This window comes from Prochlorococcus sp. MIT 0801 (genome assembly GCF_000757865.1).
Classification (GTDB): domain Bacteria; phylum Cyanobacteriota; class Cyanobacteriia; order PCC-6307; family Cyanobiaceae; genus Prochlorococcus_B.
The window spans coordinates 1,798,590-1,816,227 of the sequence record NZ_CP007754.1; the positions used below are offsets into that span (position 1 = coordinate 1,798,590).

The window sequence follows — 17,638 nt, forward strand, 5'->3', positions numbered from 1 at the left end:
TATTGTCTTCCAACTAATATTCTTCCAGAGGATCCATTTAAGGTCTCTTTTACATAACGCGAAGGGAATAGAGTTGAAAACCTTATTCCATTAAATTCAAAATTCTTCATACATAAGATAATCGATCAGAATTTAGGATAATTCATAAATACTAAGATTAATATTTAAGCTATGAAATACGCTTTAAATATCCATTTGGGGCAGAAGATATCATTAATTTATTATCTATTTCTAAATCTATTACAAATTCTTTATGTGTAGACAGATACTCTTTCAATGCAGTCTTAGGGTTATCATTTGGCCCCCAAGGACGATCTAAAAATAGATCCTTTGGCATTGTTTCAACAACAGTATCAAATACAACACAATAGGACCCTTTACTAACAAGTGGTGCGTATGAATTCAATTCAGACAGTACATGTTCATGAGAATGATTAGAATCTAAACAAACCATGATATTTTTAAACTCGGAAGAAAAATCTTTAACCTCATCAACTACATCAGGATTAATGCTTGACCCCTCAATCATTTCAATCCTAGATGCCATCGGATGTGAATCAATCATTGCTTGATTATGCTTTCTTATATCAATATCAATTCCCAAAACTTTACGCTTAGATATTCTTGGATCTAATGATTGATTATTGAGAATTGCTTCAGACATATCCATTAGAGCCAAAATAGAAGCATTCATGATTAATGATCCTCCATGAGCAATTCCAGTTTCAATTATTAAATCAGGCTTTGTTTTCCAAATAATTTCTTGTAAAGCCCATGAGTCATTAGGAAATTGTATGATTGGTCTTCCTAGCCAACTAAAGTTGTATGTGTATCGATAAGGAGCGGCAGCATTTATCCAGTCTTTTGAAAACCTTTTAAGTTCGTCTGCAGAAGATAATTTTTTAAGATTCTCACTTACTTCGTTTTGAAAGTCTAAAACAGGCTCAAGATTTAAAGACCCTTCTCCCATAAAAAAAAGCTGGAAAGTATGAATATAATTCTGGAATAAAAATATGAATTTTGGTGAGGAATCAGTAAAGTCTTAATATCATTAATCATCTCATTTGAGCGACTAGATATAATTTTCTCTAAAGAACCATCAACCCAGGAATTTAGCGGATAATCAAAACCCCTTTTTCTTCGATAAATAAAATCATTAGATAATGATCCTGCAAGCATTTTTTTTAACTGAATCTTAGTGATAGTTTTATTTGCAGTTTTTTGATCTAAAGAAAAAGATCTTGAAAATTCATATAAAGAATTAGAAAGGAATGGAACTCTATTTTCTATTGAATGTTTCATGCCAGTCAAATCTGCTCTTGTTAACCATCTTTGAAGATAATATTTAATAAAAAATTCATCCATACTCATCTCAGTGAATTTTGGTGGATTGAAATTCTGTATTCCTAAGACCTTTGCAATAATTGAAGAAGGAACATAACCAAGAATATTTTCCATATTGATTGAATCTTGTAAGTGCCATCTATAGCCGCAGAATAATTCATCTGCACCCTCTCCAGAGATCAAAACTTTAAGTCCATAGAATTTAGCTTTTTCGGCAATTGCTAGTGCTCCTAAAAAATTAGGATGTGTAATAGGTAAATCTAATTGATATAAAGAATGATAAATATTCTCAGGAGTAAAATCATTATTGTTAGTTTTTACTTCATAGTAATTAGATTTAATATTAAAAGTTTTTATTACCAAATCTTGCCAATATTTTTCATTCATCTCAATATCATCTAGAGTAATAGAAAATATTGAAGTTAGTTTCTTATTTTTCATTAGCTCTAATAAAATTAAAGTAGAATCAATTCCACCGCTAAACAAAATTCCAAAAGGCAAATCAGGAATTTGGCTTTTTACAGAATTCGAAAAAATTTCAGAGTATGTTTTTTTAGCTTTGAGAGTTTTATTAACTATCAAATCAAATGAATATTGATTTCTCTTATTATTTTTTAAATTAAAATGAATAATTTCACCTGCATTAATTTTATTTATAGATTTATAAATAGTATCTGAATTCCAAGTAGTGCCATAAGATAAATATTCTACTAAAGCCTGAGAATTATATGAAGAATTTAAATGAGAAGAAAGAGGCCTTAATTCACTTGAAATATATAGTTTTCCGTTTAGAAAAGAATAATAAGCTGGTTTAACTCCAAAGAAGTCTCTCGCTAAAAAGACTTCATTTCTTCTAAAATTTATATAAGCAAAAGCAAATATCCCATCAAGTTTTGGTATAATTTCTTTAATATTAAACTTTAAAAGTTTATACAAAACTTCTGTATCAGAAATTTTTGAGGATTTAATATCATATTCATCTGCTAGTTCTTTAAAATTATAAATTTCTCCATTAAAAACTAAGCAATCTTCATTACTATTTTCTGTATAAGGTTGATCAAAATCTTCTTGATTTCCCACTATAGAAAGACGATTAAAACCAATTTGCCAATTATTTTTTATAAGAGTTTTAGATGAATCAGGTCCTCTATGACTAATTAAATTAAGAGAATTAGTTAGTTGAAAACTATTATCATTATAAGAACAAACGAAACCACACATATATTTAAAATGGTTTTGCTGGGACACCACGCACTCTGCTATTGGATTTTATATCAGAAATAACAACAGCACCAGCAGCAATCAAAGAATCAGATCCCAGAGTAAGTCTAGGTAGGACTTTTGCTCCTACACCTATGTATACTAAATCACAAATTTTCACTTTGCCACAGATATAAGAGGCAGGTCCAATAAAATTATAATCACCAATAGAACTTTCATGAGCTATACCAGAACAACTAGATATAACATTATGAGATCCAATTTTTACTTGAGGATGAATCATGGAATTTTCATATACTATATTACCCTGACCAAAAGTAACAGAATCTATATTAATTGAAGGGTGAATTACATTTAAAAAATTAAATCCTTGTTCAATAAATGAATTAGTAATTTCTTTTCTAAGATTTGTTTTGCTAGCGATTGTGTTAATTAAACTGACATCTTCGGGAAAATATTTTAAATCATTTAAACCTCCTAAGATAGGAATTCCATGATAGAAATTACCTATATTCTGAAAATTATTATCTATAAATCCTAAAACATTTATTGTTTTTGAAAAACTATTGATATCATTAATAGTTCTAATAATTGTAGGATTATTAGCACCAATAATTATCGTATTTTTAAATTTCATTTGGTTTGATTAAATAAATGACGAATACAATTAACAGATCTCATAATTTGTTCCTCCGAAATATCGTGAAAGCTTGGAAGATTTATTGCCCTCTCTGGTATAGACCATGAATTAATATTATTTCGCTGGGATGTAAACATAGGAAGCGAAGAAAGTGGCCAAAAAAATACCCTTGCATCAATATTCTGCTCTGCAAAAGCATGAGCTAAAGAGTCTCTATTGATATTCAGATAATCATCAAAAACGACTGTAGGCATCCACGCTCCATTGATGCAAGAAGTGCGTTCATAATTAAAAGTTAAACCACTAAAGTTAGATAAATAATTTTTATATTGACTTAAAATTTCTCTTTTTCTCGCTACCAAGTCCTCGATTCTTTCAAGCTGAGCAAGCCCTATAGCAGCTTGAATATTTGACATCTTATATTTATACCCAACGTTGTCCGCCCAAAACTGCTTCTTTTGAAATTTAGATCTTCCATGATTGGACAATGTCAATACCTTCTCGTAAAGATTAGAATCATTAGTTACTAATGCGCCTCCCTCGCCAGTTGTAATGGTTTTTGTTCCATGAAAAGAAAAAGCACCGAAAATACCAATGCATCCTGCTTTTTTACCAAGATAAACTGATCCGATGGCTTCAGCAGCATCTTCAATTAAATAAAGATTATACTTCTTACTTATTGATAATAATTTACTCATATCAGCTAAATTCCCATAAAGATGAACTGCAATTATTGCTTTCGTTCTTTTTGTTATTGCGTTTTCAACTTGTATTGGATCTAAGCACCAACTTTCCTCTTCAATATCTACAAAAACAGGCTGTGCGCCAAGATGGACTACTGGTGAAACTGTGGCAATCCAATTAGTATCTGCCAAAATGACCTCATCCCCAGGGCCAATACCAAGTGCTTTCATACCCATATGAAGTGCACCAGTACAACTACTAGTTGAAATTGCGAAAGAAGTTCCTACATAATCTTTAAATCTATTTTCAAATTTATAAATATAGTCATAACATCTTTCACCCCAGCCATTAGCTGCAGCATCAGTAGCATAATTAGTTTCTAAATCCGTTATTGATGGTCTAGTATATGGAATTTTATCTTGTACTTTAGGAGACATATTTCTCAGATCAAGAAATCTCTTTCATTTTAGGCATCGCAACGAAAAGTTTATATCCTAATAAATCTTTTTGTAATTCATCAATAAGATTCCAGGGCAAAATTAAAATTGAATCAGGATTCAAATCATTCAACTTTTCTGGCGAAAGAATAGGAATATGACTACCTGGAAGAAACTTGCCTTGTTTGCTTTTTGCATTATCAAAAACAGCAGGTATTAAATCAGATTTAATACCTGCATAATTAATTAATGTATTACCTTTAGCAGCAGCACCGTAAGCCATAACTTTCTTACCAATCTTCTTTTGAGTTATCAAATATTCAATTAAATTGTATTTTGAAAACTCAGCATTTCTTTGGAAGTTTTTGTAAGTTTCTAAATGAAGTAATCCATAATCTTTTTCGATATTTAATATTTTTTCTACAGATTGATTAGGTTGAGAAATATTATTATGTCTTAGCCAAACTCTTAAACTCCCACCATGAGTATTTAATTCTTCAACATCTACAATGGATAATCCAACATGATTTGACAATACCTGAACAAAATTCAAGCTCAGATAACTGTAGTGTTCATGATATATTGTATCAAATTGATTATATTTGATTAAATTTAATAAATGAGGAAATTCAATAGAAACATACCCATCATTTTTAAGTAAAAGTTTCACACCTAACATGAAATCATTAATATCTGGAACATGAGCTAAAACATTATTTGCAATTATCAAATCTGCTTTATTTTTTACTTTAAGATTATTCTCCAGCAATTCATTTGCAAGATTAGATCCAAAAAATTTCTGAATTGTTTCTATACCTTTCTTCCTAGAAGCATAAGCCGTTTCCATAGTTGGCTCAATCCCAATATTCGGTATTTTTTCGCGTTGAAGATACTCTAATAAATAACCATCATTACTCGCTATTTCTATAACTAAACTAGTTCGATTAAGACCTAGTTTTTCAATTGCTTTATATGTAAACTGTTTAGCATGCTCGCACCAAGATTTAGAAGTACTTGAGAAATAAGCATAATCTGAAGTAAATAGCTCTTCAGCTTTAGCATGTTCAGGTAGTTGGACAAGCCAACATTTTGAACAAACAAATAATTTCAAAGGATAAGTAATTTCAGGTAAATGAAGATTCGATTTAGAAATATAAGCATTACTTGGAGGTTGATGGCCTAAATCAATAACTTCCTCTTCAAGTAAAGCAGAACAATGACGACACTTGTATTTCATCTTTTTAAAAATAAGGTAATAATTGATCTTTCATACTTATTTCAGTTAAAGGTAAAGGCCAATTAATTTTAAATTTGAAATCATTCCATCGATAGCCTTTTTCAAATTCTGGCACCCAATCCTGAGAATGAAGATATAATACTTGACTATTTGGCTCTAAAACTTGAAAACCATGAGCAAACCCCTCAGGGATAAATAAGGCATTTAATTTTTCAGGCGACAAAGTAGTTGCAACCCATTGACAATAGGTTAATGAATTTACACGCAAATCAATTGCAACATCCCAAATCTTACCACTAAGACAACGAACAATCTTTGCATCCATATAAGGATTTGATTGAAAATGTAAACCTCTTATAGAGCCAACTTTAATATTATTACTGATGTTAACCTGACGAATTTTTCTATTACCCCAAGCTTCCCTAAATAATAAATTATTGTCTCTAAAAATGTTAATAAATGAACCACGACTATCTGAATTCTCAATGGCATATATCTCAAATAAACCTTCAATAGAGAGTTCTTTTATATGCATATTATTATTTTGATTGATATGCTTCTAGATCAGAGATACAACAGTCTAAAGCATTTATTCCATCGTAATTCTTTTTATACCATGAAACGGTTTTACAAATAGTTTGTGAGAAATCCCATTTAGGCTTCCACCCTAAAAGTCTATAAGATTTCTCACTTGTCAAAAATAATAATTCCTCTTCTTTTGGAGTGTCTTCAGATAATATTTCAACCCATTCTCCTGGCCAATATTCTAATAAGCATTCAATCAATTGTCTAACTGTATTATTTGATTGAATATTTGGTCCAAAATTAAAAGGTTGGCTAAATTTGGCACTAACTTTATTCCTATGATTTAAAAATAACTCTTTCGCAAGAATTAAATAACCAGAGAGAGGTTCAAGGACATGAAGCCAGGGACGACTTGAATTTGGATTTCGTAAAGGAATAGTTTCATTTTGAATCAAACTACTAATAGCATCTGGAACCAAGCGATTCTCTGCCCAATCTCCACCTCCTACTACATTGCCAGAACGAGCAGTCGCAATAGATATATTTTTGATTTGATAATTGCCAATTCCACAAAAACTTTCTCTCCAACTATTTATTACGATCTCCATTGCAGCTTTACTTGAACTATAAGGATCTTTTCCCCCTAAGCGATCATCCTCACGATATCCATATAGAGATTGTCTATTTTGATAGACTTTATCTGAAGTTATACAAACAACGGCACAATCGTGATCCAAATCCCTTAAAGATTCCAAAACTTTTAAACTTCCAATAATATTAATTTCCCAAGTTTCTATAGGATTTAAGTAACTATTTAAAACTAAACTTTGAGCTGCAAGATGAAAAACAACTTGTGGTTGTACCTCAACAATTATTTTTTTTAAAGTATTACTATCCCTTATATCTCCCTCATAATGTTTAAAGTTACCATAAGCATTAGAAGTTGATAATTGAGCTAAATCTAATTCATTAAATAACTTATTTTTGTTTGAAGTAGGTAAAGAAAAACCAGACACATCGGCACCCATTCTTAATAACCATAGAGCTAGCCAGGAACCTTTAAAACCAGTATGACCAGTAATTAGAACTTTTTTATTTTTCCAAAAAGTATCATCTCCCTTTAGTAAACTTTTAGCTACCATAACTTCCACGGTGCTTGACCAGATAACCATAGATCTTGAAGTTTATTTTTATCACGCAAAGTATCCATAGGTTGCCAAAAACCGTCATGGTTGAAAGTAGAAAGCTCACCTTTTGAAGCTAACTTAGGAAGAACATCATTCTCCCAACTGGAATCATCATTTTTAATTAAATCAAAAATTTTTTTATTTACTACAAAAAATCCACCATTGATCCAAGACAAATTCCCTTCTGGTTTTTCAGTAAAATCAGTTACTTTATTGCCATTCGATTTGATTGCGCCATACCTACCAGGTGGCCGAACAGAAGTAAGAGTTGCTAAACAATTTTGATTGTTATGAAATTTGATTAACTCATCTATATTTACATTTGAGAGCCCATCTCCATATGTAAAACAAAAAGATTCAGAGTGAATATATGACTTTACTCTTTTTAATCTACCAGCAGTTTGACTTAAATCTCCAGTATCTACAAGAGTAACTTTCCATGGCTCACTTCTTTTTTGATGAACTTCCATTCGATTATCCTCATCCATATGAAACGTAATATCACTCATATGAAGAAAATAATTAGCAAAATACTCTTTAATCAAATATCCTTTATATCCGCAGCAAATAATAAATTCATTAACACCAAAAGAACTATAGATCTTTAGAATATGCCACAAGATTGGCATTCCTCCGATTTCGACCAGTGGTTTAGGTCTTATTACTGTTTCTTCAGAAAGTCTGGTCCCTAAGCCACCTGCAAGTATTACAGCTAACATAATTATAAGATTTTATCCACTTTATATTTAGTCCCAATTCTTTGCCAAGGAGTTAACATAGAAAATGCAATGTCAGCAAAGTCTATAACTCTATCTGCATATTTATCAGGATCGATAATCATTGCGCCATTCATTAAACCATTCCAACCTACTTCATGTTTTTGCCTTTTTTGCGGTTTAAACTCAGGTAAAAATTCAGCTAAGTCAGTCTGCTGAATAAAAGTAATTAGCTCATCTTTAAATTTATCAAAATAAATAGGATCAAGTGTTGTCAGTTCTTGAGCTACGCCTTTAATTACATTAACTTTATTTACCTCAACAAAATAATTATGTTTTTCCATCCAATAATTATTTAAAAAATAAATGCAAAGTGCTAGTGAAAATGGTAGACGTTGATCACTTGCTAATCCATCAACCGTTCCAGCATCTTTATACCAGTTATCAATAGCATTTTTCTTATGTTTATAATCAATAACAGCAGCTGAATTAGATTTTTCGCAAGCACCTAGAATTGAGAAAGGGCGCTCTATCATAACGAATTCATTAGTACACAACAGGGCATTGTAACCAGCCTCATAGTCAACGGTCTCAGCGCCAAAGACAACGCCATTATTCAAATCTTTAACTTTATTAATTAAGCTACGTTTCCAACATCCATGATAAATAGTTGGTCCAGAACCCATTGATCTTTTAGGTTCATCCCACCTTAAAGATTTTTTTAAATGTTCCTCAGAAGGAATTCTTCGTAACTGATCACCATCGACAGGAATTGCTGCAGGATTTCTCCTAGAATCTACAGTAACACCTTTCCAAGAAAAATTAATTCCTCTCCAGTTCAAAGATTCAAATTGCTCAGAACCAGCATTAGTTAAAAAGTGTCTAAGAAAAAAAACTAAATCAGGGCTAAGAATATCATCATCGCCAATGATAGAGACCCACTCACCCTGACTAACAGATACACCTCTCTCCCAATTCTCTCTCATTGATAGAGTCGGATTAGGTGAGGCTAAAATTTTTAATCTTTTATCGTATAAGAAAGGTTGAAGATATTTCAAAATTAATTGTCTTTGATCAGAATTATCAGCAACAATTACCTCTCCGAGATTATCAACAGATCGTAAATAATAAGATACTGCATCTACAACGTATTCTTGCCTATTACGGGTAGGAATAATTAAAGAATGAAAAACACTCATAGACTGATTTATAAAAAAAAAAGAGGGGTTATTACCCCCTCTTTAAATAAGATTTAACTAAGTTAATTAGTCAAGAACGAAGTTTGTAGCAGCCAAGGTTGTGACATCAGTAACACCTGAAAGTATTGCCAAATCTGCCACTGCAGTGAAACCTCCAGCAGTTGCGAGAGTAGCTTCAGCAATTCTTACATTACCTCCACTTGCAGCTTGGTAAGCAACTACAACTTGTGAGGCAGCTGTATGAACAGATGAACCAATAGTGGTGTTACCCTCTTCAAGAGTATCCAATAATGCAGCAGCGTTAGCGTAGTAGTTGCCTGTATTCAGTACAAGAACGTTGTCATTGTCTGCACCAGCGTCATTAAACGTTGTAAGTACATGCAATGCCTCAGTGGTTGTGTTATTGAATGAAGCGAGTGAGGTTAGATTCAAGATGTCCTTACTTGCACCAGCTTCAAAGTTGGTGATTGTGTCAAGGTTACTTGAACTGTTTGCCGCACCACTCATGTACCAAACGTCGTTATCGCCTGTAGTTTCTCCAAAGTCAACAACGTCGTTACCTTTGTAAGTGTAGAAGACGTCAACACCATCAGCACCACCATTAAGAGTATCTGTACCAAGTCCACCCTTAATAGTATCTGCACCGGCAGAACCAGTGATATTGAAACTACCTTCTATTTCAGCAGAGCCGTTGAAATCAAGTTCACCGCTACCACCAGTCAATACTGCTGCTGTAAGGGTAATTGTCTCTCCTGCAGACAAAGCATCACCCATAACAATTTTCAACTGTTGAGTTGTAGCAGCAGTAACCCCAATCGTTTCAAATCCTGTGAAACTTGCTCCGAAGGTAGTTGTACCACCCTCAACAGCAGTGATTTGAATGATGTCATTAGCACCAGTACCACCTTTCAGTGTGTCATCTGCTGTGATTTCTCCATCAGCGGCAATAATTGTTATTGCAGCTGATGATGCCGAACCATCAATTGAGTCAGCACCAGCGTTGATATTCACGGATAGTGCGTTATCAAAACCAGCTCCAACAGTAACTGTATCTACAGCACTTGCAGCTCCTTGAATACTTGCTATACCCGTTGCATCAGCTTTTGAACCAAGAGTAATTGTATTTGCACCTCCTGTACCGTCAAGGTTGACAACACTAGTTATGTTCGTGAAGTCAGCATCAACAACTGTTGATGCATCAGAGAATGTAAGGACGTCAGCTCCATCTCCACCAGAAACGGTATCTGCAGAAGTTAAACTACCCGATGCGAATGTAAATGTATCTGCTCCACCGGCTCCAACAAAGTTAGATTTCTCAGTTCCACCTGTTATTGAGTCAGCACCAGCACCACCAGTTACGTTGACAGTTGCAAGTGATTCACCTGTACCAGTTTCTCCAGAGACAAAGGTAAACGTAGCTGCTGTGCTGGTTAAAGCAGATGCGTTAACAGTTAGTGCTTGAGAAGTTGTTGCGTTTTCGTTCTTAGTAGTAACTTTTATAGTATTTGTTGTTGCAGCAGCGACTGTGACTGTTTCAAATCCAGTAACTGAAGCACCAAGGTTTGCTGTACCTGAATCGGCTGTCAATGTAATTGTGTCACTTGAACCAGTACCACCTTTAAGTGTGTCATTGGTAGTAATTGAAGCAGCAGCAGCGGCGATATTGACTGCAGCCGCTGAAGCAGAAGCATCAATTACATCATTACCAGTTAAGACGTTTACGGTAAGAGCATTATCAAAACCTGCTCCGACGGTAACTGTATCTACACCAGATCCATTACCAGTGATTGTGGCCAAAGCACCAGCATCAGCTACTGAACCAAGAGTAATGGTGTTAGCAGCATTAGTCGTACCTTGAGTCAATGTCTCAACCGATGTGACATTGGTGAAGTCCGAATCAATAACTGTTGAAGCATCAGAGATTGAAAGAATATCAACTCCATCTCCTCCAGAAATTGTATCAACAGATACCAAACCAGCTGAAGTGAAAATAAAAGTATCAATTCCTCCTCCACCAGCAAAGTTAGATGTCTCTGTTCCAGCTGTAATGGAATCAGCACCAGCACCACCAGTAACGTTGATAGTTGCTGTGCTGTTTTCACTAGATGTGAAAGTTAAAGCCGCAGCTGTGTTGGTTAAAGCAGATGCGTTAACAGTTAGTGCTTGAGAAGTTGTTGCGTTTTCGTCCTTAGTAGTAATTTTTATGTCATGAGTTGTTGCAGCAGCGACTGTGACTGTTTCAAATCCAGTAACTGAAGCACCAAGGTTTGCTGTATCTGAACCGGCTGTCAATGTAATTGTGTCACTTGCACCAGTACCACCTTTAAGTGTGTCATTGGTAGTAATTGAAGCAGCAGCAGCGGCGATATTGACTGCAGCCGCTGAAGCAGAAGCATCAATTACATCATTACCAGTTAAGACGTTTACGGTAAGAGCATTATCAAAACCTGCTCCGACGGTAACTGTATCTACACCAGATCCATTACCAGTGATTGTGGCCAAAGCACCAGCATCAGCTACTGAACCAAGAGTAATGGTGTTAGCAGCATTAGTCGTACCTTGAGTCAATGTCTCAACCGATGTGACATTGGTGAAGTCCGAGTCAATAACTGTTGAAGCATCAGAGATTGAAAGGATATCAACTCCATCTCCTCCAGAAATTGTATCTGTAGATACTAATTGAGCTGAAGTGAAACTAAAGGTATCAATTCCTCCTCCACCAGCAAAGTTAGATGTCTCTGTTCCAGCTGTAATGGAATCAGCACCAGCACCACCAGTAACGTTGATAGTTGCTGTGCTGTTTTCACTAGATGTGAAAGTTAAAGCCGCAGCTGTGTTGGTTAAAGCAGATGCGTTAACAGTTAGTGCTTGAGAAGTTGTTGCGTTTTCGTCCTTAGTAGTAATTTTTATGTCATGAGTTGTTGCAGCAGCGACTGTGACTGTTTCAAATCCAGTAACTGAAGCACCAAGGTTTGCTGTATCTGAACCGGCTGTCAATGTAATTGTGTCACTTGCACCAGTACCACCTTTAAGTGTGTCATTGGTAGTAATTGAAGCAGCAGCAGCGGCGATATTGACTGCAGCCGCTGAAGCAGAAGCATCAATTACATCATTACCAGTTAAGACGTTTACGGTAAGAGCATTATCAAAACCTGCTCCGACGGTAACTGTATCTACACCAGATCCATTACCAGTGATTGTGGCCAAAGCACCAGCATCAGCTACTGAACCAAGAGTAATGGTGTTAGCAGCATTAGTCGTACCTTGAGTCAATGTCTCAACCGATGTGACATTGGTGAAGTCCGAGTCAATAACTGTTGAAGCATCAGAGATTGAAAGGATATCAACTCCATCTCCTCCAGAAATTGTATCTGTAGATACTAATTGAGCTGAAGTGAAACTAAAGGTATCAATTCCTCCTCCACCAGCAAAGTTAGATGTCTCTGTTCCAGCTGTAATGGAATCAGCACCAGCACCACCAGTAACGTTGATAGTTGCTGTGCTGTTTTCACTAGATGTGAAAGTTAAAGCCGCAGCTGTGTTGGTTAAAGCAGATGCGTTAACAGTTAGTGCTTGAGAAGTTGTTGCGTTTTCGTCCTTAGTAGTAATTTTTATGTCATTAGTTGTTGCAGCAGCGACTGTGACTGTTTCAAATCCAGTAACTGAAGCACCAAGGTTTGCTGTACCTGAATCGGCTGTCAATGTAATTGTGTCATTTGCACCAGTACCACCTTTGAGTGTGTCATTGGTAGTAATTGAAGCAGCAGCAGCGGCGATATTGACTGCAGCCGCTGAAGCAGAAGCATCAATTTGATCATTACCAGTTGCGACATTTACGGTAAGAGCATTATCAAAACCTGCTCCGACGGTAACTGTATCTACACCAGTTCCATTACCAGTGATTGTGGCTAAACCTGAAGCATCAGCTAGTGAACCAAGAGTAATGGTGTTAGCAGCATTAGTCGTACCTTGAGTCAATGTCTCAACAGATGTGACATTGTTGAAGTCCGAATCAATAACTGTTGAAGCATCAGAGATTGAAAGAATATCAACTCCATCTCCTCCAGAAATTGTGTCAACAGATGTCAAACCTGCTGATGTTTCAATGAAAGTATCAATACCTGCACCACCTGAAGCGTTATCAGTACCAGTACCAAGTGTGATACTGTCAGCTCCACCTCCAGCGGTAATGGTGTCATCACCAGTACTAGAAATAATAGTGTCAGCACCTGCTCCGGTAGTGACAGTCATGTCTCCAGTACCAGTAGTTAGGTCTAAATCTCCAGTAGCAGAACCAGCAGAAATCGTTAAAACTTCATTCCCAAAAGCATTTGTAACTTCAAGATTTTGATCACCACTAATTTCTACTGTCGCTGTATCAACAGCATCAGTAGTAATAGTTGCAACTACATTGGCTGTTGATCTAGAAACTAATGAAAGTGTTTCCAGATCGTTAGTTGCACCTGCTGCCCTAGAAATTGTGATTGTTGAGTTTCCAGTTGCTCCATCTAGATTGATCAAAAGATCATCAGTTGAACCAGCTAGTGCAGTATTAGTAAATTGGAATGTTGAATCACCATCATTTGTATTGATGTTGATTGTTGTAGGTACAGCTACGATATTATTGAGGACTAGATTATTATCATTAGAACCAGTATTAGTAATAGTTGTAATACCAGTTGCTGCAGCAAGATTCAAAGTAACAGCTGCGTTACCAGAGGTTAAGTTGAAAGTTTCAATCGACGTAGAGGTAACTGAGGCAGTATGAGCAGTACTGAATGTTGCGTTTAAAACATCATCGCCATCACCACCTGCTAGCACATCTCCGTTGTTTAATGAATTAGATGTACTTGCGTCGAAAGTATCTGCAACACTTGATCCAGTGAAATCAGATCCGGTGTTAGTACCTGTAGTTAAAACTAATGTTTTAGCTGTTTGAGCAGGGTCAGTATCGTCATTACTGATCGTACCTGTAGCAGTTACATCAGCAGTAAGGCTTGAACCAGAGAACTTGACCACAACTGTCTCATCTGATTCATAGTCTGTATCACCAAGTACAGAAACATTTACCGTCGCTGTCTTTTGACCAGCCGCAAAAGTAATTGTTCCTGATGTTGCTGTGAAATCTGTACCAACTGTTGCTGTACCAGTAGTTAATGTCTCGTAATTAACTGTGGTTTCAGCAGTTACTGCAGAATCAAGCGTTACTGTAAATGCAAGGTTTTTTGTACCTGAATCAGTTTCAGTAACACTTGGTGAGGTTGAAGTAAGTGTATAAGTTGAAGCAGCAGCATCGTCATTACTGATCGTACCTGTACCAGTTACATCAGCAGTAAGGCTTGAACCAGAGAACTTGACCTTAACTGTCTCATCTGATTCAACATCTGTATCACCAAGTACAGAAACATTTACCGTCGCTGTCTTTTGACCAGCCGCAAAAGTAACTGTTCCTGATGCTGCTGTGAAATCTGTACCAACTGTTGCTGTACCAGTAGTTAATGTCTCGTAATTAACTGTGGTTTCAGCAGTTGCTGCAGAATCAAGCGTTAATGTAAATGCAAGAGTTTTAGTACCTGAATCAGTTTCAGTAACACTTGGTGAGGTTGAAGTAAGTGTATAAGTTGAAGCAGCAGCATCGTCATTACTGATCGTACCTGTACCAGTTACATCAGCAGAAAGGCTTGAACCAGAGAACTTGACCTTAACTGTCTCATCTGATTCAACATCTGTATCACCAAGTACAGAAACATTTACCGTCGCTGTCTTTTGACCAGCCGCAAAAGTAACTGTTCCTGATGTTGCTGTGAAATCTGTACCAACTGTTGCTGTACCAGTAGTTAATGTCTCGTAATTAACTGTGGTTTCAGCAGTTGCTGCAGAATCAAGCGTTAATGTAAATGCAAGAGTTTTAGTACCTGAATCAGTTTCAGTAACACTTGGTGAGGTTGAAGTAAGTGTATAAGTTGAAGCAGCAGCATCGTCATTACTGATCGTACCTGTACCAGTTACATCAGCAGAAAGGCTTGAACCAGAGAACTTGACCTTAACTGTCTCATCTGATTCAACATCTGTATCACCAAGTACAGAAACATTTACCGTCGCTGTCTTTTGACCAGCCGCAAAAGTAACTGTTCCTGATGCTGCTGTGAAGTCATCACCAGCTGTAGCTGTTCCAGTAGTTAATGTCTCGTAGTTAACTGTGGTTTCAGTAGTAGCTGCTTGATCAAGCGTTAATGTAAATGCAAGAGTTTTAGTACCTGAATCAGTTTCAGTAATGCTTGGCGCGTTAGAAGTAAGTGTATATTTCCCATCTTGGATACCATTAGTTTTTATAGTTGTAATACTCGCAGTAACCTGAGCAGCTGTATGAGTTGTATCTTTATCTATACCAGCAATAAATGTTTTACCTTCAGCAAAATTGTTTCCTTCAACCCATGGATCTGAAGATTGAGGCTGATAAGCAAGAAGAGCTGTAGCATCAGCTTTAACTGCAGCTGTATATGCAACAGCAGCATTCGTTTTGTTTGTTAGTGCAGTCTTGTCATCATCACTACCAGAATTATTGGTTGCAGCCCATATAAGATCATTAGCTATTGAAGCAAGTTCCAACGCGCCTGAATTTATCTGTTTAGTCCAATAAACAAGTCCTGCAGCGTCGGCTGATCTATCAAATAGATTTTGATAGATCTGGTTAACTTGAGCCTCTACTGAAAGACTTCCATATACAGATTTAAATTCATTCTGAGCGTACTGACTAGCTGCAAAAGCCTTTGTAGTAACGCCTGTGTCGGTCCAATAATCAAGACCAGTTGGATCAGCTGCGCGTCCGAAGTAAGCGATGTACAGCTGTTGTAGTTGAGTCGCAGTCGCGTTGGCCATTCTGGAATTGTGTCTAAGTAAAGGGGATTTGCAGTTTAGCTGCGGTTACCGAGTAACCAGCTGAAGTGGATCCCGGAGAATATAGGAAGCTGTAAGAAAGCCTGTAGAAATAATTCAACAGACACTCCTCACGAGAATCTCGCCAAACTATAAACTATTAACCGACAAGCACAATAGATAAAATGTACACTCAAGGAAATCAAGACAATTAAATCAATCAAGTTCTATTTAAAAATTTGAACAATGATTTACCAAAAACTATGTAATATCATACTCAAAAAATCACTTGTGAAGTCTCCAAATAGCTTTCCATCACTAACTTCTTCAATTATTTCCAAAAGAATAAAACTTGAGCAAAACAAGCGAATCAAATAAGCCATCCTCAATCCCAAAGGACCTAACACTGTTGTGTGCAGAACATAAAGTGCACACCTAGAAAATGCGATTTATAGAAACTTTTTAAAGAAAAGTAGCCAAAAGCACGAAATAATTACTTGAATTTTTCAATAAAATCAAAAATATTCTCTTGAGAATATGCGCATACCAATGTTAAATATTGAGTAAATATTTTAAATAATTTTATAAGGCGTATTCGAAAGGCGATGACAAAAGTGCCAAGTAAATCTTGTTTTGTAATTGGTTGTACTGGCCAAGATGGGTCTATGATGTGTAGATCGTTGCTGAAAAAAGGTTTTGAAGTTGTAGGTCTTACCAGAAAAATAAATTATTCAAGCGTAAATTTTAAAAAATTAGATATTCGAGGTAAATTCAAGGTCATAACACTTGATTTAAAAAATCATGAGCAATACATAAATTTAATCGAAGAGTATCAACCATCTGAAATTTATAATCTATCTGCACAATCCTCGGTTGGATTGTCTTTTGAGAAACCATTAGAGACCTATCAAAGTATCATCAATGCAACCTACAATTTATTAGAAATTTGCCGAAAAGCGAATTATGAAGGAAGAATTTTCTTTGCAGGAAGCAGTGAGATATATGGAAATGTGAAAGGAAAAGCTAAAATCAATGATCCAAAAGTCCCAATAAACCCTTACGCTTTAGCAAAGATATCTAGTATGAATTTTGTTAAATTTTATCGAGAAATATACAAACTAAATTGTTTAACAGGAGTACTCTTTAATCATGAATCAACTTTACGAGCTGAAAGTTTTGTAACTCAAAAAATTATTACAGGGGCAATTAAAAGTTTAAGGGATCAACAATATAAATTCAAAGTTGGTAATGTTGACATTATCAGAGACTGGGGAGACGCTGAAGAATATGTAGAGGCCATGCAAATTATAACAAGAGCAACAATATTAAAAGACCAAATAATATGCACAGGAAAAGGTACCAGCCTTCGAGAATTTATTAATAAAGTATTTAGTCAACTTGCCTTACAATGGGAAAAGCATGTAGAAATAGAACCCAACCTATTTCGAAAATCAGATATCCAAAGAAGTGTTGGGAATCCTGAAGATTGCTTCAACGATACAGGATGGAAATCTTCAGTTGATATTGATTCGTTAATCAAAAAACTTATAAAAGAGAAAATAAATAAATAAT

Annotated in this window: 11 protein-coding genes; 1 reads left to right on the forward strand and 10 read right to left on the reverse strand. The window is 35.5% G+C overall.

Annotated elements, in window-relative coordinates; all coding sequences use genetic code 11:
* Positions 1-169: 169 nt before the first annotated feature.
* From EW15_RS09720 to EW15_RS09765, 10 genes are all read right to left on the reverse strand, one after another.
* Positions 170-970, reverse strand: a complete 801-nt coding sequence (locus tag EW15_RS09720; RefSeq protein ID WP_038654644.1) for a cephalosporin hydroxylase family protein — start codon at positions 968-970, stop codon at positions 170-172.
* Positions 952-2,565 carry an asparagine synthetase B gene (locus EW15_RS09725; protein ID WP_038654647.1) on the reverse strand — a complete coding sequence of 538 codons (1,614 nt, stop codon included), beginning with the start codon at positions 2,563-2,565 and terminating at the stop codon, positions 952-954. Before EW15_RS09725 ends, EW15_RS09720 begins: the two co-directional genes overlap by 19 nt.
* 4 nt (positions 2,566-2,569) lie before the next feature.
* Positions 2,570-3,202, reverse strand: a complete 633-nt coding sequence (locus EW15_RS10375) for a NeuD/PglB/VioB family sugar acetyltransferase (RefSeq protein ID WP_052041218.1) — start codon at positions 3,200-3,202, stop codon at positions 2,570-2,572.
* Positions 3,199-4,326 (reverse strand): DegT/DnrJ/EryC1/StrS aminotransferase family protein, encoded by a 1,128-nt coding sequence (locus EW15_RS09735; RefSeq protein ID WP_038654650.1) that lies wholly within the window; start codon positions 4,324-4,326, stop codon positions 3,199-3,201. Before EW15_RS09735 ends, EW15_RS10375 begins: the two co-directional genes overlap by 4 nt.
* A 10-nt stretch (positions 4,327-4,336) precedes the next feature.
* A complete protein-coding gene (locus EW15_RS09740) occupies positions 4,337-5,563 on the reverse strand; it encodes a class I SAM-dependent methyltransferase (protein ID WP_038654653.1) in 1,227 nt (408 codons plus the stop codon).
* 4 nt (positions 5,564-5,567) lie between these two features.
* Positions 5,568-6,098, reverse strand: a complete 531-nt coding sequence (locus tag EW15_RS09745) for a dTDP-4-dehydrorhamnose 3,5-epimerase family protein (RefSeq protein ID WP_038654656.1) — start codon at positions 6,096-6,098, stop codon at positions 5,568-5,570.
* A 4-nt stretch (positions 6,099-6,102) separates the two neighbouring features.
* Positions 6,103-7,230 (reverse strand): CDP-glucose 4,6-dehydratase, encoded by a 1,128-nt coding sequence (rfbG, locus tag EW15_RS09750; protein ID WP_038654659.1) that lies wholly within the window; start codon positions 7,228-7,230, stop codon positions 6,103-6,105.
* Complete coding sequence (gene rfbF, locus EW15_RS09755; RefSeq protein ID WP_038654662.1) at positions 7,224-7,994, reverse strand: glucose-1-phosphate cytidylyltransferase; 771 nt, start codon at positions 7,992-7,994, stop codon at positions 7,224-7,226. Before rfbF ends, rfbG begins: the two co-directional genes overlap by 7 nt.
* A 2-nt stretch (positions 7,995-7,996) precedes the next feature.
* Positions 7,997-9,190 (reverse strand): glycosyltransferase family A protein, encoded by a 1,194-nt coding sequence (locus EW15_RS09760; RefSeq protein WP_038654665.1) that lies wholly within the window; start codon positions 9,188-9,190, stop codon positions 7,997-7,999.
* 66 nt (positions 9,191-9,256) lie between these two features.
* Positions 9,257-16,069: a Calx-beta domain-containing protein gene (locus EW15_RS09765; protein WP_038654669.1), complete on the reverse strand. Its 6,813-nt coding sequence runs from the start codon at positions 16,067-16,069 to the stop codon at positions 9,257-9,259.
* A 602-nt stretch (positions 16,070-16,671) separates the two neighbouring features.
* Between EW15_RS09765 and EW15_RS09770 the strand changes: the two genes are divergently transcribed.
* Positions 16,672-17,637 carry a GDP-mannose 4,6-dehydratase gene (locus tag EW15_RS09770; RefSeq protein WP_038654672.1) on the forward strand — a complete coding sequence of 322 codons (966 nt, stop codon included), beginning with the start codon at positions 16,672-16,674 and terminating at the stop codon, positions 17,635-17,637.
* Position 17,638: the final 1 nt, after the last annotated feature.

Coding starts and splice junctions, on each gene's coding strand:
- EW15_RS09720 (WP_038654644.1), bottom strand. CDS start 970: ATGGGAGAAGGGTCTTTAAATCTTGAGCCTGTTTTAGACTTTCAAAAC.
- EW15_RS09725 (WP_038654647.1), bottom strand. CDS start 2,565: ATGTGTGGTTTCGTTTGTTCTTATAATGATAATAGTTTTCAACTAACT.
- EW15_RS10375 (WP_052041218.1), bottom strand. CDS start 3,202: ATGAAATTTAAAAATACGATAATTATTGGTGCTAATAATCCTACAATT.
- EW15_RS09735 (WP_038654650.1), bottom strand. CDS start 4,326: ATGTCTCCTAAAGTACAAGATAAAATTCCATATACTAGACCATCAATA.
- EW15_RS09740 (WP_038654653.1), bottom strand. CDS start 5,563: ATGAAATACAAGTGTCGTCATTGTTCTGCTTTACTTGAAGAGGAAGTT.
- EW15_RS09745 (WP_038654656.1), bottom strand. CDS start 6,098: ATGCATATAAAAGAACTCTCTATTGAAGGTTTATTTGAGATATATGCC.
- rfbG (WP_038654659.1), bottom strand. CDS start 7,230: ATGGTAGCTAAAAGTTTACTAAAGGGAGATGATACTTTTTGGAAAAAT.
- rfbF (WP_038654662.1), bottom strand. CDS start 7,994: ATGTTAGCTGTAATACTTGCAGGTGGCTTAGGGACCAGACTTTCTGAA.
- EW15_RS09760 (WP_038654665.1), bottom strand. CDS start 9,190: ATGAGTGTTTTTCATTCTTTAATTATTCCTACCCGTAATAGGCAAGAA.
- EW15_RS09765 (WP_038654669.1), bottom strand. CDS start 16,069: ATGGCCAACGCGACTGCGACTCAACTACAACAGCTGTACATCGCTTAC.
- EW15_RS09770 (WP_038654672.1), top strand. CDS start 16,672: ATGACAAAAGTGCCAAGTAAATCTTGTTTTGTAATTGGTTGTACTGGC.